This is a genomic window from Pseudomonadaceae bacterium SI-3, assembly GCA_004010935.1.
GTDB lineage: Bacteria > Pseudomonadota > Gammaproteobacteria > Pseudomonadales > Pseudomonadaceae > Stutzerimonas.
Map to the genome: position 1 here is coordinate 3,167,051 of CP026511.1, position 20,723 is coordinate 3,187,773.

Consider the following 20,723-nt stretch of genomic DNA (forward strand, 5'->3'; position numbering starts at 1 on the left):
AATAAAGACTGAATCAACGTGGTCGCAATACGGATTCGAGCACTTGCAGTGCCAGGTTGCCCTTGTGCGCACCCAGCTTGACCTTGAAAGCCGGCATGCCATTGGCGCGCATGATCATGTCTTCCGGCATTTCCACCGGGATCACATCGCCCGGCTGCATATTGAGAATCTCGCGCAGCTTGAGCTGACGCCGCACCACCGTCGCACTGAGCGGCACGCTTACATCGAGGACGTCCTCGCGCAGCGCGTTTACCCAGCGCTCGTCCTGATCGCTTACATCGGACTGGAAACCGGCATCGAGCATTTCGCGGATCGGCTCGATCATCGAATACGGCATGGTGATGTGAAGATCGCCACCGCCACTCTCGAGCTCGATATGGAACGTCGACACGACCACCACTTCGCTGGGGCTGACGATGTTGGCCAACGCCGGGTTCACTTCCGAATGCACGTATTCGAAATTGACGTCGAGTACCGCGTGCCAGGCTTCCTTCAGATCGACGAATGCCTGGTCCAGAACCATGCGCACCACACGCAGCTCGGTGGGCGTGAATTCACGGCCCTCGATCTTTGCATGGCGCCCGTCACCGCCAAAGAAGTTATCCACCAGCTTGAACACCAGCTTGGCGTCGAGGATGAACAGTGACGTTCCGCGCAGCGGCTTGATCTTCACCAGATTGAGGCTGGTCGGCACATACAGCGAGTGAATGTACTCGCCAAACTTCATCACCTGTACACCGCCTACTGATACGTCTGCCGAACGGCGCAGCAGGTTGAACATGCTGATGCGTGTGTAGCGGGCAAAACGTTCGTTGATCATTTCCAGGGTAGGCATGCGCCCACGGACGATCCGGTCCTGGCTGGTCAGGTCGTAGCTCTTGATGCTGCCCGGTTCGGAATCGCTTTCGGTATCGACCAGACCGTCATCGACTCCGTGCAGGAGCGCATCGATCTCGTCTTGCGAGAGCAGGTCTTGAACAGCCATCTGAAACGACCCCTATTGCAATACGAAGTTGGTGAACAGGACTTGCTCGATCGCGAGCTTGCCGATTTCCTTCTGCGCCAGCTCCTGCACGCTGGCGGTCGCCTGCTGCCGCAGCATCTCCTGGCCGACAGGCGTCGCCAGGCTGGCAAAGTCCTGACTGGAGAACAACATGACCAGTTGATTGCGTAACAACGGCATGTGTTCCTTTAATCCGTCGAGCGCTGCCTGATCACGCGACATCAGCGCAACGCTGACTTGCATGTAGCGCTGGCGCCCACCGGCATTGGTGAAGTTGACAATGAAAGCCGGCGCCAGCACTTCGTAGATTGCCGCTTGGCGCTGGGGCGCAGCATCCTCGCTGGCAGCATCGTCCGCCGGCTTATCTGCCTCGCCTTGAGACATGAAGTACAAGGTAGCGCCCACTGACACCCCGACGGCCAATAGCAATCCTAAGACAATCAGAATGATCAGCTTGAGTTTGCCCTTTTCTTCGGTCGCAGCCGCAGGACTCGGAACGTCCGGAGGTCCTTGTTTCTTTGCCATGCCAAATATCCGTCATTACAAGTGTTTTCACTCGCCTCATTAAGGAAGCGAGCAACTGCTGTGCCAAAGTATCGGCTAGCGAACAGGCAGCGTAAACGATTGCCATGGCGCGTCCGTCTTTTGTAGACGAATAGTCGGAGACTCAGGTTGCCCTGAGCAAAAAAAACCGGGCGCAAAGCCCGGTTCCTGTCAGCACGTTACGGTCACGCGTAGTAATCCACCAAGCCGCGATCACCACCGGTACGCGCGGAGCTGATCTCCATGCTGCCCTGAACGACCTCATCATCCCCTGCAGTCGATACACCGGCGGCGCCACGATCACGCGACTCGCCGCCGCCGTCACCACGCCAACCTCGCGACTGGTCAGAAACGTTCACGTCCATCGTCATCCCCTGCTGAGTGAACATATCGCGCAGCCGCTGCATCTGCCCTTCCAGCGCATCGCGTACGGCTGCATGGGGGCTGAGGAAGGTCACCTGGGTTTGATCCTTGGTCATGTCGATACGAACCTCCATGCGGCCCAGCTCGGCCGGATCAAGCTGAATTTCGGCCGACTTTAGGTTCTGGCTGGACAACCACATCACTCGATCGACCACGGCTTCGCTCCAGCCGGTCTGCTGCATCTGCACAGGTTGTCCCGGCACCATCGTAGGCCGCTGCAGCTGCTGGGTCTGATTCTGCTGAGCAAGCGCCTGAGTCAATGGGTTGAGCCGGTTGAGTGCCACCTCTCCGCTGGCGCTTGGGCGACTATCCTTCGACGCGTCCAACTTCTCGAGCAGTTCACCGAAACCTTCCTCCAGCGAGCGATCTTCGCTCTCGTCGACCAGGGCCTCGCCTTCAAGCAGAGCCGCGGGGAGGGTTTCTTGCGCATCGCTCGCGCCTTCCTCAACCAAGACGGAAGTCATGACAGGGCTTTTCTGGGTCGCCGACTGAAGCTCCAGCGTACGTTGCCCTGCCAGTACCGTCTCGCCTTCTGCCTCGAGACTCTCGGCAGCCACAACCGGCAGTGCCAGGCCAACCAGTAACTCGCTGTCTGGCAGCGGCAGTTCGTCGACGGGCGCCGCCTCGCTGACAGCGCCCTGCCCGCCCATGCCGAACAGCAACAGCGGATCAAGCTCGGCCTCGGGGTTCGGCACGCTGTCATCGACCGTCTCGAGGCTGGCAGGCAAGTCATTGCCGGTTTCGGCCGTTGCCGGCTTTTCGGTGCCGCTTGCCTTGTCGGTTTCCTGACTCGGCTCCTCGCTAGTCGACTTGTCCCGGGCCGGCTTCGCCGCCGCGTTTTGCGCCTCGGCAGGCTTACCCTGGCGCTCTTTCGCGTAGACGTTAGCGAAGCTGGAGGCCTCGTCACGACTGGATTGTTGGGCAGGCTTGGGGGATGCGTTCGCTGCCTTGGCGGCGGCGGTCGGGGCCTTGATATTGAGCAACAGATCGGGGGAAACGGCCATGGATCTTTCCGCTGAGGATGGAGACGTACTCATGCTCAAGCAAACTCCGGGCCACTCGGTAGCGAATGAAGGTTCAGCGGCAGCGTCGCGCCCCCTGCGGGACTGCGGCAAAAAGGTTCCTGTTAGCCAGGTCCTCCCCAACGCTGGCGTTCGGCGCGATAGAGAATGCGCACAATGGCAAATTCGCGCTCGATGCGCTCAATCAGGACCGGCGCCTCATCCAGTTGGTCGCGCCTGGCAGATTCCTCCATTTCACGACAAAGTTCTGCCAGCAGCGCGGCGCCCATGTTGCTGCAGCTACCTTTGAAACTGTGCGCAGCCTGACGCAAGCTCTCTGCTTCGCCGCTCCGACAGGCCGCCTGCAACAGCCGCAGTCGCTCTTCGGAATCGACGAGAAAGGTGTCCAGCAGCACCGGGTACTCCGCCTCCATCACTTCCTGAAGGGTTACCAGCACGCTGGTGTCGATATGCTCGGCCACGGAGATGCTCCTGGCGGTAAACGGCGGATTATGCATGACCGGACCAGTGAAACTCCACGTTGAGCACCTTCCCATCGGGCTGCCAATAAAATCGCTCGCTTAACTGGCGAATCATGCGTAGCCCTCGCCCTCCCAGGTATTCGCTGCAATATTGCTGGTTCAATGCACGCTGCACGTCGAAGCCCGGTCCGCTATCGCGAACAGCGATGCGCAGGTAGCCCTTGGCCCCTTCAGACTTGACGGTAAACTCGATAGACACGAAGCCTTCGCTAAGCGCGTCCAGCCGCCGCTGGCGTTCCTGGTAATAGCTGGCAAAGCCTTCCGCGTCAGCTTTGATGGACGAATCGAGCAACAACACCCCATGCTCCACCGCGTTGGCATAAAGCTCAGTCAACACCGTAAAAATGGTGCCGACACGGTACCGCAGGGGCGAAATCTGCAGCAAAAGCTGCATCGCCATCGGCAAAGGGTCAGCCGAGCGCAGGCTGCCGGGTCGTAGTTCGAAGCAAGTCGACCAGTCTCTCGGCCGTAGCTCTCGGCTTCCGAGTGGGTAGACATGAAGCGGATGAGGCGCAACCGCGCCCGGCTCAGCGATCATGCTCACTTCAACCAAGCTCAGGTCGTCAAGTATTTGACCATGGAAGGCATGCAGCGCCTCCTGAATGTCGTCGAACAGCGTCGCGGGGTCGGAGTTGGACTTCAACACGGCTAGCAGCCGTTGCTCGCCGAACAGCTGATCATCGGCGTTGCAGCTCTCCAACAACCCGTCCGACAGCAACAGCAGGCGATCGCCCAACGCTAGAGGCAGTGTCTCGAAGGTGTCATCGAATGACGTCGCCTCTCGTACCCCTAGCGGCAAATGCCTGGACCGCAAGGGCAACCGTGCGCCGTCCACGGCGTTGATCAGATAACCGTCTGGCAAGCCACCGTTCCACACCCGCAAGATTCCTTGCTCGAGGTTGATGTCGAGAAAAGTGGCGCAGCAGAACATCTCGACCGGCAGGATCAGCTTTAGCTTGGCGTTGATATCGCGAAGGATCTGATTACTCGAGTAGCCCTTGGCGGTCATTCCGTAAAAAGTTTCCGCCAGCGGCATGGCGCCGATCGCGGCCGGCAAACCATGGCCGGTGAAGTCGCCAAGTAGCACGAACATCCTACCGGCCGGCGCTTGGGCAGCGAGCAGCAGGTCGCCATTGAATAGCGCCCGAGGAGATTGTCGATAACGGATGTTGGGGGCGTTAAGACAGCCGGCGTGAGCGACCTTATCGAAAATGGCCTTGGCCGCGCGCTGCTCGTCGAGCAATTGCTGATTGCGGCGGCCGATCAGATCACGCTGCTCCAGCACCGTCGCTTGCAGTCGGCGCAAGCGATGCATGGCCTGGATCTTCGCCTCCAGAATGATCGGGTTGTAAGGCTTGGCGATAAAGTCATCGCCGCCCGCCTCGAGACAGCGAACCAGCGCTTCGTTTTCGGTCAACGAAGTAAGAAAGATGATTGGCACCAGCTCATTGCCAGCCAATTGCTTGATCTGTTGCGCCGCTTCGAAGCCGTCCATCACCGGCATCAATGCATCCATCAATACCAGCTGTGGGCGCTCGCGCTCGAACAGCTCCACCGCTTCGGCGCCATTGGCGGCGGTCACCACGTGATGGCCCTGGCGGCGGACGATAGCCGCCAACAGCATGCGATCAGCCGCACCATCCTCGGCAATGAGTATGGAGAGCCGACGAGGCATCAGGCGATCGCGAACAGTTGTTCGAAGTTGGAAACCGAAAGGACTTTGCGGACATCAGGGTTGCAATTGATCAGGCGAATATCGGCCTTATCGCTGCCCGCATGATCGCGCAACAGTAACAACATCCCAAGGGCAGAACTGTCGAGATAGGTCGCGCCGTTGAGGTCGACCACATAGCGTCGCGGCGAACTCCCAGCGCATTGATAGGCATCGCGAAAAGCCTGGTGCGTGTTGAAATCGAAGCGCCCTCGAATCGTTATGGTCAGCTCCTGTCCATCTGCCGATAGCTGTGAACTGATGGTCATCTAGCACTCCTGATCCGAACGAGGTCGTGGCCTTTCGCCACGGCTGTCGTTATTGCTGGGTTGGTGCCGGCGCGCAGCGTGGCGCCACGTCCAGGGCCTGCAGCTTCAATTCCAACCGCGCTAATGTAAAGAAGCTGATGAAGATTTAGCACCCTAAGCCCAGCGCAGCAAGCCTCAATCCTGTTTAGGGCGACTCGAGAGTCGCTGGGAAAATTCGTCCAGCAATTTTTGCTCTCGCTTGTCCGCTGCGGTCCGGGCCTCCTGCAGATAGCGCTCGACCAGTTTGCGCAGGCCGTCGAGCCGGGCACGTCGCTGTTGCCATTGCTCGCGCAGCTTGTCGAGGTTGTTGCGGTGCCAGTCCAGGCTGCGCTGCTGTTGCCCGATGGCCGACTCGAGCTGAGAGAGAAAACGCTGGTAGTTCATCAGCCACTGGCCGGACACGCCTTGGCTGCCTTGGGCCATCCACTGCTGCTGGTAATCGGCGAAGTACTGCCGTAACTCGCCCAGCTTGGCTTCGGCCTGTGCAACTTGCGTCTGGCCTTGTCCAAACAGCTTCGCAGCCTCTCGCTCGGCACGCTCGGCCATCTCAATCACCGGCGCCAGACGCGCCGCACGGCTGGCTGCCACGGATTAGCCCGCGGCCTTGGGGTTGAACACGCTGGCCAGCAGCGCTTCGCTCTGCGCCAGGTGCTCGGCCTCGTTCAGGCCCTGCCGTAGATAGCGAACCATTTCGGCCTGCCGGGCGATGGCGAGGTCGGTTTCCGGATCACCGCCGGGTACATAGGCGCCAACGCTGATCAGGTCGCGGCTCTGTTGAAAGCGCGACCAAAGCTGCTTGAAGCGTTGGGCATTACGCATATGCTCGGCGCTGACCACCTGCGGCATAACTCGGCTGATTGACGCCTCGATGTCGATGGCCGGGTAATGCCCCTCCTCAGCCAAGCGGCGAGAAAGCACAAAATGGCCGTCGAGCACGCCGCGCGCCGCATCGGCGATCGGATCCTGCTGATCATCACCTTCGGACAGGACGGTATAGAACGCGGTGATCGAGCCGCCGCCCTCCTCCGCATTACCCGCGCGCTCAACCAAGCTTGGTAGCTTGGCAAATACCGATGGCGGGTAGCCCTTGGTCGCGGGCGGCTCGCCAATGGCCAGGGCGATCTCGCGCTGGGCCTGGGCGAATCGCGTGAGCGAGTCCATCAACAGCAGCACATTCTTGCCCTTGTCGCGGAAATACTCGGCGATGCGCGTGCAATACATGGCGGCGCGCAAACGCATCAACGGCGCATCGTCTGCCGGCGAAGCCACCACCACCGAACGCTTGATACTTTCCTCGGTAAGGATGTTCTCGATGAATTCCTTCACTTCACGGCCACGCTCGCCAATCAGCCCGACGACAATGATGTCGGCCTCGGTGAAGCGCGTCATCATGCCCAGCAGGACCGACTTACCGACGCCGGTGCCCGCGAACAGGCCGAGACGCTGACCGCGCCCGACGGTCAGGAGGCCATTGATGCTGCGGATGCCGACGTCCAGTGGCTCGCTGATGGGGTGACGCTTGAGCGGGTTGATCACCGGGCCATCCATGGGCACCCAGTCTTCGGCCTTCATCCCACCCTTGCCGTCCAATGCACGCCCGGCGCCATCCAGCACGCGCCCCAACATCGAGGTGCCCATGGGCAGGCGGCCGGTGTTGGCCAAGGGCACCACCCGAGCACCGGGGGCAATGCCGGCGAGGCTACCGACCGGCATCAGGTAGAGCTTGCCGCCTGAAAATCCCATTACCTCGGCTTCGACCTGGGTCGGATGGTAGCTGTCCTCGTTGATCACCAGGCAGCGGCTGCCGACAGCGGCGCGCAAGCCTTCCGCTTCCAGCGTCAGCCCGACCATACGCAACAACCGACCCTCGAGGATCGGTTGGCTGGGAAGCTTGATCGCCTCGCCATAGGTTTCGAAGCGCTTGGCAAAACTGGTTCGTTCAAGGCGCATCTGGCTGCTCCGTGCCTGGGTGCAGGTCCAGGTGCAGATCGGCGTCCGGCGGGCTGGTGGCGTTTTCCCGCTGCTGTTCGAACAGCTGCGTGATGGCCTGTCCCAGGCGCGTCTCGACGCTGGCATCGATCCGGCTCTGCTCGGTCTCGATCCGGCAGCCGCCCGGCAGCAGATCACTGTCCTCGACGATCTTCCAGGTCTCTTCGTGACGCTCGCGCAGCGCTTTGACCAGGTCGAAATCTTGCGGGTTGATGTAGATGCGCACGTTGCTGGCGCCCATGGGCAGCAATTTTAGCGCCTCGCGCAGCACCTGACGGATCTGGCTGGAATCGATCAGCAGGTCGCGCTGAATCACTTCGCGGGCCAGCTGGCTGACCAGGGTGACCATGGCGTGCTCGAGGTTGCGGTCCTGCTCGGCGATGGGTTCGAGCAGCTGCCCCATCAGCTTTTCCAGGCTGTCCAGCTTGGGCGTCAGCGCCGCCTCTGCCTCCTGCCTGGCCTTGAGCTGACCGGCGTGAAAGCCATCCTTTTCGCCAGTGCTGAAACCTTCGTTGTAGGCCTCCTGACGGATCGCCTCGAGTTCGTCGAGCGTCAGCGGTTTGACTTCCTCGACCGGTACGTCTTCGCTGCGTGACAGTTCTTCGTCTTCGGCCGGCGCCTCGCCAATCTCCGCGGCTTCCGGCTCTGCGCCCAAGGGGTCGAAGCTCGGCAAGGCCCAGCGATCGAAAACGTTGACGTCTTTCGCGCGGATCACATCGCTGGGGTTTTCCTTGGACATTCGGTTTCAGTGCCTTGCTAGACCATTTCCTCGCCGCCCTTGCCACCGAGCACGATTTCTCCGGCTTCGGCCATGCGGCGAGCGATGGTGAGAATTTCTTTCTGGGCGCCTTCGACTTCGCTGATGCGCACCGGCCCCTTGGCTTCCAGGTCGTCGCGCAGCAGTTCGCCGGCGCGCTTGGACATGTTCTTGAAGACCTTTTCCTTGATCGCTTCGTCAGCGCCCTTGAGCGCCATGACCAGCACATCGGAGGATACTTCGCGCAGCAGCACCTGAATGCCCCGGTCGTCGACATCGGCGAGATTGTCGAAGACGAACATCAGGTCTTCGATCTGCGACGACAGATCCTCGTCGACATCGCGAATGGCGTCCATCAACTGGCCTTCAACGGAGCTGTCCAGGAAGTTCATGATGTCCGCGGCACGCTTGACGCCGCCCAGCGTTGCTCGCGTGGTATTGGCGTTGCCGGAGAACTGTTTCTCAAGGATCAGGTTCAGCTCCTTCAGCGCGGCGGGCTGCACCGTGTTGAGCGACGATACACGCAGGACGATGTCCAGCCGCACCTTATGGTCGAAGTGAGAGAGCACCTCGCCAGCCTGATCGGGGTCCAGATAGGCCACCACAATCGCCTGGATCTGCGGGTGTTCGTAGCGGATCACATCGGCAACGGCACGCGGCTCCATCCACTTCAGGCTGTCCAGGCCGCTGGTATTACCACCGAGCAGGATGCGGTCGATCAGGCCACCCGCCTTGTCCTCACCGAGGGCCTGCGTGAGCATCTTGCGGATATAGCCGTCCGAACCTACGCCAAGGCTGGTCTGGTCGCCGACGATCTCGACAAACTCACCCATCACCTGTTCGATCTGGTTCTTCTGCACGTTGCGCAATTGCGCCATTGCCGTGCCGACCTTCTGTACTTCCTTCGGGCCGAGATGACGCAGCACCTGCGCCGCGTCGGCCTCGCCCAGCGAAAGCAGCAAGACCGCCGCCTTGTCGATTTTGTTCAGCTTGACCGGAACTCGAGCATCACTCATCTGCGTTGATCCACTCTTTGACGACCTGAGCCACCCGGCCCGGATCTTCTGCTACCAGATTCTTGATGGCATTCAATTGCGCATCGTATCCCTCGGTCGGGCTTGGCAGCATGATGCTCTGCGGCCCGCTCAAACTGACTCGATCATTGGACAGCGCCCCGTCGATGCCTTCCATGTCACCGAGCTCGGCATCACCGCCCACTGTTTGCAGTTCCTTGCTCTTGCCGGCGTTGGTCAGGTTGTTCAGCACGGGCCGCAGCACGCCGAACACCAGAACCAGGATGAACAGGACACCGAGCACCTGCTTGACGATGTCCCAGAACCACGGCTGCGAGTAGAACGGACTTTCAATAAAGGTCTCGTCGAGCGAGTCAGCGGCGAACGGCGCATTGATCACACTGACGCTGTCACCACGGCTTGCATCAAAACCGACCGCGTCCTGTACCAGCCGGGTGAAGCGCGCCAGTTCTTCGGCGGTACGCGGTACCCGAGTGGTGGTGCCGTCAGCGGCAATGGTCATCTGGTCATCGAGCACCACGGCAACCGACAGCCGACGCAGGCGTCCCTGTTGCTGCTTGGTGTAGCTGATCGACCGATCCAACTCATAGTTGCGGGTCGCCTGCTCACGCTTGTCTGCCGGATACGGCGCCAACATCGGTTGCCCGGTCGCGGGGTCCATGACTTGCTGACCATTGGCATCCAGCAACGGCTGGCCCGGAGCGATGGCACCCGCCGCGCCGGCCTGCCCGGCAACAGCATTCTCGGGCGCAGCAGCGGGGCCCGGTGGTTGATTGCTGAGGGCCCCAGGCACACCTTGCGGGCCGAGGCTGCTCTGACGCTGCTCGCTGACGCTCTGCTCGCTGCGCAGCGCGGGCTGATCGGGGTTGAAGGTCTCGGACGTGGATTCGACTGCACTGAAGTCCACATCAGCAGACACTTCAGCCTTGTAGCGGCCGCTGCCCAGCACCGGCTGCAGGATGTTGTGCACGCGCTGGGTGTAAAGGCTCTCCATACGACGGCTGTAGTCGAACTGCTTGCCGGCCATGCTCAGCTCGGTCAACTCCTGCTGATCGGATAGCAGGTTGCCCTTCTGATCGACTACAGTGATCTGTGACTTGGTCAGCTCAGGCACGCTGGTCGCGACCAGATTGATGATCGCCATCACCTGGCTTGGCTCAAGATTGCGACCCGGATAGAGTTCGACCAGTACCGATGCGCTCGGCTTGCGCTCGTCGCGGACGAATACCGAGCTCTTCGGAATGGCCAGGTGGACGCGCGCGCCCTTGACGTTATTCAGACTGGAAATGGTGCGACCCAGCTCGCCTTCAAGACCACGGCGATAGCGGGTCGCTTCCATGAACTGGCTCGTGCCGAGGCCTTGCTCTTTGTCGAGAATTTCAAAACCGATATTGCTGTCGGTCGGAGCGATACCAGCACTGGCCAGCTTCAACCGCGCACGCGCAAGGTCATCGGCCTTGACCAGCAGGGCGCCGGAATTGGGCTCGACCGTGTAGGAAATGTCGGCGGCCGCCAAGGTTTCCATCACCTGGTTGGCGTCCATTCCGGCGAGGCTGCCCAGCAATGGCCGGTAGTCCGGCTGCTGCGACCAAAGCACGACTGCAAAACCGATAGCAACGCTCGCCGCCAAACCGACCAGCAGGCCGATCTGCCGCAGCATCGACATTTCAGACAGGTTTTCCAGAAAGGAAAGACCCAGCAAAGGCTTCTTCGGAGCATCCGAACCAACCGGCACCGGGGCATTGCTAAGCGCGTCAGCCATAGTTCAAATCCTGCCTTAGACCGGCATCTGCATGATGTCTTGATACGCCTGGACCAGCTTGTTGCGGACCTGGGTCATGGCCTGAAAGGAAACGCTGGCTTTCTGTGACGCGATCATGACTTCGGTCAGATCAATGCCACCCTGGCCCATCTCGAAAGCGGTAGCTAACTGATTGGAAGCCTGCTGGGTTTCGTTCACTTTATTGACGGCTTGGCCGAGCATGTCGGAAAAGCTCGCCGCGCCCACTTCTGGAGCCGCAGTCACGGGCTTGGAGCGTGCCATTGCATCGGTCTGCATGGCCCGCATTTCCAGCATCAAGCGATTGAATTCAATACCCTGACTCATCATTCCTCCAACAGCTGCGGTTTTTTTGACGCCTCGCAGCAGGCACAGGAGTAATAGCAACATCGGTGCCAGTGTCCGCACGACCATTCCGATCCGCTGCCGCGCGGGAGACGAACGGCGCCAAGCAGGGTTAGGGCACTGTTACGCTGATCACGCTGCTGGCTGTACCGCGACGCGAAGCGCGCAACCCCCTAGCCTGTCGTGTATCGCTGGCACGATGCGTTGAAGTAGGCCAAGCCCCGGTCCGTCAGCGATTTCGCCCCTGCGTATCCATCCCTGAATCCGGACCCAAAGCCGACGATGACCGCCACCGCCGCTCCATCTCAACGCCTGTTCAAGGACAGCTCGGCCTCCACCGTCGTGGCCGGCTTCATTGCCATGCTCACCGGCTACACCAGCTCGCTGGTGCTGATGTTCCAGGCCGGGCAGGCCGCTGGGCTCAGCGGCGGACAGATCTCCTCCTGGATCTGGGCACTGTCGATCGGCATGGCGATTTGCAGTATTGGCCTGTCATTGCGCTACCGGACGCCTGTGGTCATCGCCTGGTCGACGCCCGGTGCGGCGCTGTTGATCAGCAGCCTGCCGGGCGTTCCTTACGGCGAGGCGATCGGTGCCTTCATCTTCGCCTCGGCGCTGATCGCCCTGTGCGGGCTAGCCGGCAGCTTCGAGCGGCTGATGCGCAAGGTGCCCGCGTCGCTGGCAACGGCGTTGCTGGCGGGCGTCCTGTTCAACATCGGCAGCGAGATTTTTCGCGCGGTAGAAGTCCAGCCAGTGCTGGTGCTGGGTATGTTCTTCAGTTACCTGCTCGCCAAGCGCTTTCAACCCCGCTATGCGGTGCTTTCGGCGCTGCTGATTGGCTGTGGCCTGTCGGCAATGATGGGTCTACTGAACTTCAGTGAGCTGAGCCTGGAAGTCGCGGCGCCGGTCTGGACTACACCGGATCTATCGCTTGCCGCCATCTTCAGTATTGGCATTCCGCTATTCGTGATCGCCATGGCCTCGCAGAACATGCCGGGGCTGGCCGTGCTTCGCGCTGAGGGCTATCCGGTGCCGGCATCGCCACTGATCTCGGTGACCGGCATCGCCTCGGTGCTGCTGGCACCCTTTGGCTCTCATGGCATCCATCTGGCCGCGATCACCATGGCCATCTGCAGTGGCCCGGAAGCACATCCGGACCCGGCAAGGCGCTATACCGCAGCCGTCTGGTGCGGCGTCTTCTATGGCATCGCCGGAATTTTCGGCGCCACCCTGGCCGCCCTCTTCGCCTCCTTCCCGGCTGCCCTGGTGTTATCCATCGCAGCATTGGCGCTGCTCGGCTCGATCGGGAGCGGCCTGACCCAGGCCATGCAAACACCGCGTGAACGCGAAGCGGCGCTGATTACCTTCATGGTGACGGCGTCGGGCCTGACCCTATTCGGCATCGGCTCAGCGCTGTGGGGGTTGGTAGCGGGTGTGCTGACGCTATTGATCGTCAGCGCACCCAAGGGATCGGCCTGAATCGCCCCAGCGAATCAGATTGCCGTGGCACCACCGTCGACCGCCAGCGCGTGGCCGGTGGTAAAGGCCGCACCATCGCTGCAGAGATAGAGCACTGCAGCGGCAATTTCTTCAACCTTGCCTACACGACCTACCGGATGCATGGCAGCGGCAAACTCTGCCTTGCGTGGGTCCGCCTCATAAGCACGACGAAACATGTCGGTATCGATCACCGCCGGGCAGACGGCGTTGACCCTGATTTTCTTCTTGGCGTACTCGATGGCTGCCGACTTGGTCAGGCCGATGACCGCATGCTTGGACGCCGAATAGATGCTCATCTTCGGCGCTGCCCCCAGGCCTGCCACCGACGCCGTATTGACGATGGCGCCGCCGCCCTGTGCGAGCATTAGCGGCAGCTGGTGCTTCATGCACAGCCAGACGCCTTTGACGTTGACCCCCATGATGGCGTCGAACTCGGCTTCACTGCCTTCAGCCAGGCGGCCCTGTTCGATTTCGATTCCGGCATTGTTGAAGGCGTAGTCGATGCGACCATAAGTCGCCACCGCCTGCTCGACCATCGCCTTGACCTCCGCGTCGCGGGTAACGTCACAGCGCACGAATACAGCCTCGCCGCCAGCCTCACGAATGGCTTCGGCGCAAGCCGCCCCGCCTTGCTCATCCACATCAGCCACGACTACCTTCAGCCCCTGCTCGGCGAACGCCAATGCTGTCGCGCGGCCAATGCCTGCCGCACCGCCGGTAACCAATGCAACCTGACCGGAAAAAGACATGCTCATGCTAGATACCCTGATCGATTTAATGAAGGCGCCGAGTCCGAATGTGACTGCAAGCCAAACGCTGGTCATGGTTATACCGCTATCCTTCCCTCCGATTAAGCAGGGGATGGCGATATCACTCACGCGGATGCCAATGCATTCCAGCACGCCCGCCTTGCTTGCAGTGCTGCTCCAGGGAGGCTAAACCAAGGGTTTGCACACACAAGAGGTTTCCATGGACAAGACCAATCGCCAGTTCCTGCTGGCCAAGCGCCCGGTCGGCGCACCTAACCGCGAAACCTTCGAGTACGCGGAAAAACCGCTGGGCGAACTCGGCCAGAACCAGATACTGGTCAAGAACGAATACCTGTCGCTTGACCCAGCCATGCGAGGCTGGATGAACGATGCGAAGTCCTACATTCCCCCGGTCGGCATTGGCGAGGTGATGCGTGCCCTCGGCGTGGGAAAGGTCATCGCTTCCCAACATCCTGGGTTTGCCGAAGGCGATTACGTCAATGGCGCGCTGGGCGTGCAGGACTACTTCCTCGGCGAGCCGAAAGGCTTCTACAAGGTTGATCCGAACCAGGCGCCGCTGCCTCGCTACCTGTCTGCGCTAGGCATGACTGGCATGACCGCCTACTTCGGCCTGCTGTCTGTGGGTGAGCCGAAAGCCGGCGAAACGGTGGTGATTTCCGGTGCAGCCGGAGCAGTTGGCAGCGTCGCGGGACAGATCGCCAAAATCAAAGGCTGTCGCGTAGTTGGGATCGCCGGTGGCGCCGACAAGTGCCGCTTCCTCACCGAGGAGCTCGGATTCGACGCCGCCATCGATTACAAGAGCGAGGATGTGGCAGCAGGCCTGAAGCGTGAATGCCCGAAAGGCGTTGACGTGTACTTCGACAACGTGGGTGGCGACATCCTTGATGCAGTGCTGACGCGCATTGCCGTTGGCGCGCGCATCGTGATCTGCGGTGCTATCAGCCAGTACAACAACAAGGAGGCAGTCAAAGGCCCGGCCAACTACCTGTCGTTGCTGGTCAACCGCGGACGTATGCAAGGCATGGTGGTGATGGATTATGTCTCACGTTATCCAGAAGCCATGAAAGACATGGCTGGCTGGATGCAGAGCGGTGAGCTGAAGAGCAAGGAAGATGTCGTCGAGGGCCTGGAGACTTTCCCAGAGACATTGATGAAGCTGTTCACTGGCGGCAACTTCGGCAAGCTGGTGCTGAAGGTCAGCTGAGCGCGCTAAATCGCCGGTCGCCGCGATGGCGGCCGGCTAGTTGATCACGCCAGTTCTGCAACGACTGCTGCCAACGCCTGAGCTGGATCGGCGGCCTGGGCGATCGGACGGCCGATCACTAAATAATCTGAACCTGCTGTAATCGCCTGCGCAGGGGTGAGAATGCGCCGCTGATCATCCGCTGCGCTGCCGGCGGGACGAATGCCCGGCGTCACCAGCTGCAAACCGGCGAACTGCGCTTTCAAGGGTTGCGCCTCCTGAGCCGAGCAGACCAGCCCATCCAGGCCCGCCTTCTCAGCCAGCCCTGCGAGACGCAATACTTGCTGCTGCGGTGGCAGATCCAGGCCGATGTCAGCAAGGTCTGCCTGCTCCATGCTGGTCAACACCGTAACGCCGATCAGCAGTGGCTTCTGCCCGCTCAGCTTATCCAGCGCTTCCCGGCAAGCAGTCATCATCCGCAGGCCGCCCGAGCAATGCACGTTGACCATCCACACGCCCAGCTCTGCTGCCGCCTTGACGGCCATAGCCGTGGTGTTGGGGATGTCGTGGAATTTCAAGTCGAGAAACACCTCGAAGCCTTTGGCCTGCAAAGCTTCCACCACCGGTGGGCCGCAACGGGTGAACAGTTCCTTGCCGACCTTGACGCGACACAGAGCCGGGTCTAGTTGGCCGGCCAATGCCAGCGCAGCATCACGGGAGGGGAAATCGAGCGCAACGATGATCGGAGTGTGGCAGGGCATGGCACGTCCTCGGCAAAATTCGGCACGTATTGTCGCAGAAAAACCGGTAACCGGCGGAGCTGCTCAGACGCCCGCAAGGCCACAGTCCGCGCCGGGATGGCCTAACGCTGCAGCCGGGCGTAAGGTGGTGTACATACCGATCAAGCTACTGGAGAACTCACATGCCTTGGTATATCTGGCTTTTACTGGCTCTCGTAATCGGAACAATTATCGGCGGCTTGCTGATGTTGCGCGCAGGGGCCCGCAAGATTCCGCTGACCGACGAGCAAAAACAGCGCATCGCTCAGCGTAATGCCGAGGCAGATGCCCAAGACGCTCGGGATCGCTGAACACAGCCTTGCGTAGCACTGCGTCCACTCGGCTTGGCACCCATGAACCGCGCGTCTATAAAGTGCTGCAATCAGCGGCCATCGATGGCCTTTGGCCATGATTCAGGCGATCATTCATCCTCTCAACAGGATGATTGAATGTCAGCATCTCGCTCCCTCACCGATAACCTCGACCCCAACGCTAAAAGCGCCTTCGCTCGTCGCACCCTGCCCGGCATCGCCTGCCTATTGGCGGCCGCGCTTCTGGCGGCTGCGGTTGCGGTTATCCAAATCGCCAGCACTATTGACAGTGATGCGCTTGTGCGGGAGCGCTTCCTGACGGGCAAGGCGTTTGAAGCGCACCAACGCGGCATGAGCCGCCACGTAGCGGATAACGCGTTCTGGGGTGATGCCTATGCCAATCTGAGCAGTCGGGTGAACCTGAACTGGGCATACGAACAAGAAAACCTGGGGCCTTCGCTGTACCAGGATTTTGGCTACGACGCCGTTTTCGTGATCGATCCGGACGGGAAAACCACCTACTCGGTCATTCGCGGTGAACTTGTTCAGGTCGATGCGCAGCAATGGCTCAAGAACGGGCTAAAAACGCTGCTGATCGATGCGCGGATAGCCCTTGAGGATGACGAGACGTCCGCTGGCATACTCACCGCCGAAGGCCATCCGGCCATGGCGACTGCTGCAGTGATGACCACCGGGGGCAGCGATATCGAAGAGCAACCCGGCCCTGCCTCGGTATTGGTCTTCGTTGACCTGATGGACCCCGAGTGGCTGCTTGACCTCGGAGAAGCCTACGCCGTCGAAGGCCTGCGCGTAGACCGCGGCAACGAGCATATCGAGGGTGCACAGGTCGAACTCAACAGGCTCGATGGCTCGCCAGTGCGTTTTACCTGGAGCGTGTCGCAACCCGGTGAATATCTGCTGTGGATCACGTTGCCGGTGCTCGGTGCAGTCACTCTCGGGCTCAGCCTGCTGGCCTGGCTGCTGTTGTGCCAGGCACTCAAAACCGTCCGCATCATGGACGCCAGCTACAGGCGCCTGGTGATCAGCCGCACCGCATTGGCGGCCAGTGAAGAGCGCTTTCGTGACGTGGCGGAAGCTGCTTCCGACTGGATATGGGAAACGGACCATCATGTCCAGCTCACCTACCTGTCTGCTCGCTTCGAGGAAATTACCGGGCATGTGCCTGCGACCTGGATTGGCCGCCCGCTGATCGGCCTGCTGGTCACTGATCACGCCGCACTGCAGGAATGGCTGAGCGGTAAACACAACGTGCCGCTGCGTTGCAGCTATCACGCCGCGGATGGATGCGTGCGGCATTGTCGCCTGTCTGCCCGGGAGATCCGCGATGGCGGCCGACTGCTGGGATATCGCGGCACTGCCAGCGATGTCACCGAAGAGACCAAGGCACAGGCTCGTGTCCAATACTTGTCTCAGCATGACGCCTTGACCGGCTTGCCCAACCGAAATCGGCTGCGCGATTACCTCGAGAGCAAACTCAATTCGCTAACCACCGCGTCGCGGCTGACCGTTCTCTATATCGATCTGGATCGCTTCAAGCCGGTGAATGACACCCTCGGTCATGGCGCCGGCGACGAGGTCCTTATCGGTGTCGCCAACCGTCTGAAACAGTGCATCCGAGGTGACGATCTGGTCGCCCGCCTGGGCGGCGATGAGTTCGTCATGGTGATGAGCCGCTTACAACACAACGAAGACATCGAGGCGCTATGTGCCCGCGTTGTCGGTGCCATCAGCGAGCCATTCAGCTATGAGGACAAGCAGATCCACATAGGCGCCAGCGTCGGAATTGCCTTGGCGCCTACCGATGCCAGCCAGGCCAGCGAGCTGCTGCGGTGCGCCGACATCGCCTTGTATCAGGCCAAGGCCGACGGGCGTGGCACCTGGTGCTTCTATGGCATTGAGATGGACAAGCGACTGCATGAACGGCGCAGTCAGGAAGACGAGCTGCGCCAAGCGATTGCCGAAGGTCAGTTCGAAGCGTATTACCAGCCCCGTTATCTGAGCGAAGACATGCGTATCAATGGTGCTGAAGCGTTGCTGCGCTGGCACCATCCCAGCCGGGGTCTGCTGCTACCCGAACAATTCATTCCGCTGGCAGAAGAGACCGGGCTGATCGTGCCACTGGGCGAATGGGTGCTGCGCGAGGCCTGCTTCGAGGCGGCAAACTGGAGTGATGACCTGGTTGTGTCTGTCAATCTATCGCCGCTGCAACTTCGCATTGGCGATCTCCACCAGGTGATACTCAGCGCGCTCGGTGATAGTGGCTTGCCCGCAAACCGACTGGAACTGGAGATTACCGAAACCGCGTTGCTGCAGGAAAACGAGAGCACTCTGGGTGTGCTCAATCGGCTGAAATCGCTCGGCCTGCGACTGGCAATGGATGACTTCGGCACTGGCTACTCATCGCTGAGCAACCTACGTAACTACCCGTTCGACATGATCAAGATCGACGGCAGTTTCATTGCGGGCATGTCCCTCTCAGTAGAAAACCATTCCATTGTCAAAGCGTTGATCGACCTCGGCCGTGGTTTGCGTATGCGCGTTACCGCTGAAGGTGTGGAAACGCTGGAACAGCTGAACCTACTGCTGGCTGACGGTTGTAGCGAACTGCAAGGGTTCCACATGAGCCATCCGCTGCCCGCGAAGGAGCTCAGCGCGTTGCTCAGCAAGGCCCGTCCGGCCGACGAGGCGAATCCATAATCCGTCAGCACATTCAACGCTTGAGTTCGAAATTGATCTGCGCCCCATCGATGATGGCTTCGTCCTGGACCATTCCTGGCAAAAGCTCGCCGCTCATCTGCAGCGAGCGAGAGTCCTGACTGGATTCGAACAGCGGCGGAAGCAAACTCAGGGACGTCGGTTCGTCCGCTGGACCGAGGCTTTCGGTCCAATCCTCCGGTAGGCTCAGGTCGAGATCCGGCTCGGGCAGTTCCACCTTCTCCAGCTTGGTCTTTGGCGCAGCGGCGGGTGCACCCTTGACCTTTGGCGGAGGGGCCGCGGGTTCGGCTGGTGATGGTTCGGGGTTCGCTACCAAAGCCGACTCGGTTTCGATCTCGATGCTCTCCGGGCGATCCCTCGCATCCAGCTTGGGCTCGGCTATTACCGGCGCAGCAGTATCAGGCGTCGAAACAGTGACCTTGGGCGGTGCAGGAGGCGCAGGCTGATCCGGAACCTTGTCGCAGGCGCCAAGGAGCGATAGCCCCACCAGCATCAGCCATCTCATCTGCCGCCCTCCTCGTATCAATTAGCTCGATTGTCGGCAAAGCTCTCCAGCAAGCTCACCCAAGGTCTTCAATGCTCGCTCCGCCTCGGCCGTCCAGGGCAGCGCGCAGTTGAGCCGCACACAGTGATTGAACTGCTCAGTGTTGCTGAAAATCAGACCCGGCGCGATGCTGATCCCCCGCTGCAACGCCTGGACATGCAGATCCTTGGTATTCACCCGGGCCGGTAAACTGACCCAGAGAATGAAACCGCCCGTAGGTCGAGTCATCTGAGTGCCTTCCGGGAAGTAACGTTGCACGGCCAATTGGAAAGCGCTGAGATTCTTTCGGTACTCGTGGCGGATGTAGCGCAAATGGCGGTCATAACCCCCATTTTCCAGATACGCGGCAACGCCCATCTGCGTAACGCTGCAGGCCGAATGCGTGCTGAAGGTCTGCAAACGCTTAATCTCCTCACGGTAGCGGCCAGGAATAATCCAGCCAATACGCACACCGGGTGAAATGGTCTTGGAGAAGCTTGAGCAATAAATCACCCGCCCCTCGGTATCATTGGATTTGAGCGCCCTGATCGACCCGACGTCGAACAACAACTCGCCGTAGATATCGTCTTCGACAATCTGAATGTCGAAATTCGCTGCCAGCTTCAGCAACTGCTTCTGCCGTACGTCGGGAACACTGCCACCGAGCGGATTGCTTAAACGCGCCGTCAGTACCAGCGCCTTGATCGGCCACTGGCTGGCCGCGAGCTGCAACGCTTCGAGGCTAAGCCCGGTATCCGGATCACAAGGGATCTCGATCACCTTGAGCCCGAGCAAATCGGCCAATTGCAGCAAACCGTAGTAACTGGGCGACTCCGCTGCGATCAAATCGCCGGGTTTGGTCAGCACGCGCAAGGACATCTGCAGCGCATCGACGCAGCCGTGCGTAATCACCACGTCGTCAGGTCCGACGACCACGCCCGCGTCGCGCATGCGAATCGCCACCTGCCGGCGTAGCGGCTCGTAGCCGGGGCTGAACATGTAGCTGAATGCCTGCTGACTCTGGAAACGAGTGACCTTGGCGAGCTGTTGATGTAACGCACGAGCCGGTAGATAGTCCACGTGCGGTACGGCGGCACCTAGCGGTATAAGCCCGTCACGGCGCGATTCACTGAGCACCTGATTGATGATGCTGCTGCGGGTGACCAACGTCGGCCGTTCGACCTGAGCGATATCCGGTGTGGGCGCGGTCAGTGCGGGAGTGTGATGAACGTAGAAACCGGATTGCGGACGGGCGCGGATCATGCCCTGGTCTTCCAGATTGGCATAGGCCTGCAGGACCGTCGCGTGGCTGACGTTCAGCTGCATGCTCATTTTGCGCACCGAGGGCACCCGCTCGCCCGGGCGATAGACGCCTCGCCGGATATCGTCGGCGAGCTGGTGTGCAATACGCTGATAAAGCAACAGATTGGTCATTTCGTCCGTCTCCGCCAACTGGACCATAACAGTAGTACAACACCGTTATGC

Annotated in this window: 21 protein-coding genes; 5 read left to right on the forward strand and 16 right to left on the reverse strand. The window is 60.5% G+C overall.

Going from position 1 to position 20,723, the window contains the following annotated elements:
* Nucleotides 1-13: 13 nt before the first annotated feature.
* The 12 genes from C1896_14860 to C1896_14915 all read right to left on the reverse strand — a co-directional run bounded on the left by C1896_14860 (nucleotide 14) and on the right by C1896_14915 (nucleotide 11,418).
* Entirely contained in the window at nucleotides 14-985 is a 972-nt protein-coding gene (locus C1896_14860; GenBank protein ID AZZ46066.1) for a flagellar motor switch protein FliM, read from the reverse strand.
* A gap of 12 nt (nucleotides 986-997) precedes the next feature.
* Nucleotides 998-1,528 carry a flagellar basal body-associated protein FliL gene (locus C1896_14865; protein AZZ46067.1) on the reverse strand — a complete coding sequence of 177 codons (531 nt, stop codon included), beginning with the start codon at nucleotides 1,526-1,528 and terminating at the stop codon, nucleotides 998-1,000.
* Nucleotides 1,529-1,731: 203 nt separating this feature from the next.
* A complete protein-coding gene (locus C1896_14870; protein AZZ46068.1) occupies nucleotides 1,732-2,973 on the reverse strand; it encodes a flagellar hook-length control protein FliK in 1,242 nt (413 codons plus the stop codon).
* Between the two features lie 122 nt (nucleotides 2,974-3,095).
* Nucleotides 3,096-3,488 (reverse strand): histidine kinase, encoded by a 393-nt coding sequence (locus C1896_14875; protein AZZ46069.1) that lies wholly within the window; start codon nucleotides 3,486-3,488, stop codon nucleotides 3,096-3,098.
* Nucleotides 3,481-5,187 (reverse strand): fused response regulator/phosphatase, encoded by a 1,707-nt coding sequence (locus tag C1896_14880; protein ID AZZ46070.1) that lies wholly within the window; start codon nucleotides 5,185-5,187, stop codon nucleotides 3,481-3,483. Before C1896_14880 ends, C1896_14875 begins: the two co-directional genes overlap by 8 nt.
* Nucleotides 5,187-5,492, reverse strand: coding sequence for an anti-sigma factor antagonist (locus tag C1896_14885; GenBank protein AZZ46071.1), 306 nt, complete (start codon nucleotides 5,490-5,492; stop codon nucleotides 5,187-5,189). Before C1896_14885 ends, C1896_14880 begins: the two co-directional genes overlap by 1 nt.
* Nucleotides 5,493-5,666: 174 nt before the next feature.
* The gene (locus C1896_14890; GenBank protein ID AZZ46072.1) at nucleotides 5,667-6,119 is read right to left on the reverse strand and encodes a flagella biosynthesis chaperone FliJ; all 453 of its coding nucleotides are present in this window, start codon (nucleotides 6,117-6,119) and stop codon (nucleotides 5,667-5,669) included.
* A gap of 3 nt (nucleotides 6,120-6,122) precedes the next feature.
* On the reverse strand, nucleotides 6,123-7,481 hold the full coding sequence (fliI, locus tag C1896_14895) for a flagellum-specific ATP synthase FliI (GenBank protein AZZ46073.1): 1,359 nt from the start codon (nucleotides 7,479-7,481) through the stop codon (nucleotides 6,123-6,125).
* Nucleotides 7,471-8,259, reverse strand: coding sequence for a flagellar assembly protein FliH (locus tag C1896_14900; protein AZZ46074.1), 789 nt, complete (start codon nucleotides 8,257-8,259; stop codon nucleotides 7,471-7,473). The genes fliI and C1896_14900 overlap by 11 nt, the downstream gene beginning before the upstream one ends.
* A gap of 17 nt (nucleotides 8,260-8,276) precedes the next feature.
* Nucleotides 8,277-9,293: a flagellar motor switch protein FliG gene (locus C1896_14905; protein AZZ46075.1), complete on the reverse strand. Its 1,017-nt coding sequence runs from the start codon at nucleotides 9,291-9,293 to the stop codon at nucleotides 8,277-8,279.
* Entirely contained in the window at nucleotides 9,286-11,073 is a 1,788-nt protein-coding gene (locus C1896_14910; protein ID AZZ46076.1) for a flagellar basal body M-ring protein FliF, read from the reverse strand. Before C1896_14910 ends, C1896_14905 begins: the two co-directional genes overlap by 8 nt.
* Before the next feature lie 15 nt (nucleotides 11,074-11,088).
* Nucleotides 11,089-11,418 (reverse strand): flagellar hook-basal body complex protein FliE, encoded by a 330-nt coding sequence (locus C1896_14915; protein AZZ46077.1) that lies wholly within the window; start codon nucleotides 11,416-11,418, stop codon nucleotides 11,089-11,091.
* Nucleotides 11,419-11,718: 300 nt separating this feature from the next.
* Between C1896_14915 and C1896_14920 the strand changes: the two genes are divergently transcribed.
* On the forward strand, nucleotides 11,719-12,915 hold the full coding sequence (locus tag C1896_14920) for a hypothetical protein (protein ID AZZ46078.1): 1,197 nt from the start codon (nucleotides 11,719-11,721) through the stop codon (nucleotides 12,913-12,915).
* Nucleotides 12,916-12,929: 14 nt separating this feature from the next.
* On the opposite strand, the gene C1896_14925 is transcribed toward C1896_14920, so the two are convergent.
* Nucleotides 12,930-13,691: a short chain dehydrogenase gene (locus C1896_14925; GenBank protein ID AZZ46079.1), complete on the reverse strand. Its 762-nt coding sequence runs from the start codon at nucleotides 13,689-13,691 to the stop codon at nucleotides 12,930-12,932.
* Between C1896_14925 and C1896_14930 the strand changes: the two genes are divergently transcribed.
* Together C1896_14930 and C1896_14935 are read left to right on the forward strand one after the other, a co-directional pair.
* Complete coding sequence (locus tag C1896_14930; protein ID AZZ46080.1) at nucleotides 13,690-13,875, forward strand: hypothetical protein; 186 nt, start codon at nucleotides 13,690-13,692, stop codon at nucleotides 13,873-13,875. The genes C1896_14925 and C1896_14930 overlap by 2 nt on opposite strands.
* Nucleotides 13,876-13,905: 30 nt before the next feature.
* Nucleotides 13,906-14,910 carry an NADP-dependent oxidoreductase gene (locus tag C1896_14935; GenBank protein AZZ46081.1) on the forward strand — a complete coding sequence of 335 codons (1,005 nt, stop codon included), beginning with the start codon at nucleotides 13,906-13,908 and terminating at the stop codon, nucleotides 14,908-14,910.
* A gap of 44 nt (nucleotides 14,911-14,954) precedes the next feature.
* Here the strand turns inward: C1896_14935 and C1896_14940 are convergent, their stop codons facing one another.
* A complete protein-coding gene (locus C1896_14940; GenBank protein AZZ46082.1) occupies nucleotides 14,955-15,650 on the reverse strand; it encodes an orotidine-5'-phosphate decarboxylase in 696 nt (231 codons plus the stop codon).
* Nucleotides 15,651-15,811: 161 nt separating this feature from the next.
* On the opposite strand from C1896_14940, the gene C1896_14945 reads away from it, so the two are divergent.
* Both C1896_14945 and C1896_14950 read left to right on the forward strand, forming a co-directional pair.
* Nucleotides 15,812-15,979, forward strand: coding sequence for a DUF2897 domain-containing protein (locus C1896_14945; GenBank protein ID AZZ46083.1), 168 nt, complete (start codon nucleotides 15,812-15,814; stop codon nucleotides 15,977-15,979).
* 138 nt (nucleotides 15,980-16,117) lie between these two features.
* Nucleotides 16,118-18,697 carry a bifunctional diguanylate cyclase/phosphodiesterase gene (locus tag C1896_14950; GenBank protein AZZ46084.1) on the forward strand — a complete coding sequence of 860 codons (2,580 nt, stop codon included), beginning with the start codon at nucleotides 16,118-16,120 and terminating at the stop codon, nucleotides 18,695-18,697.
* Between the two features lie 13 nt (nucleotides 18,698-18,710).
* Here C1896_14950 and C1896_14955 read toward each other — a convergent pair whose 3' ends face one another.
* The gene (locus C1896_14955) at nucleotides 18,711-19,220 is read right to left on the reverse strand and encodes a hypothetical protein (GenBank protein AZZ46085.1); all 510 of its coding nucleotides are present in this window, start codon (nucleotides 19,218-19,220) and stop codon (nucleotides 18,711-18,713) included.
* Nucleotides 19,221-19,241: 21 nt separating this feature from the next.
* Nucleotides 19,242-20,672, reverse strand: coding sequence for a PLP-dependent aminotransferase family protein (locus tag C1896_14960; GenBank protein AZZ47687.1), 1,431 nt, complete (start codon nucleotides 20,670-20,672; stop codon nucleotides 19,242-19,244).
* Nucleotides 20,673-20,723 lie beyond the last annotated feature (51 nt).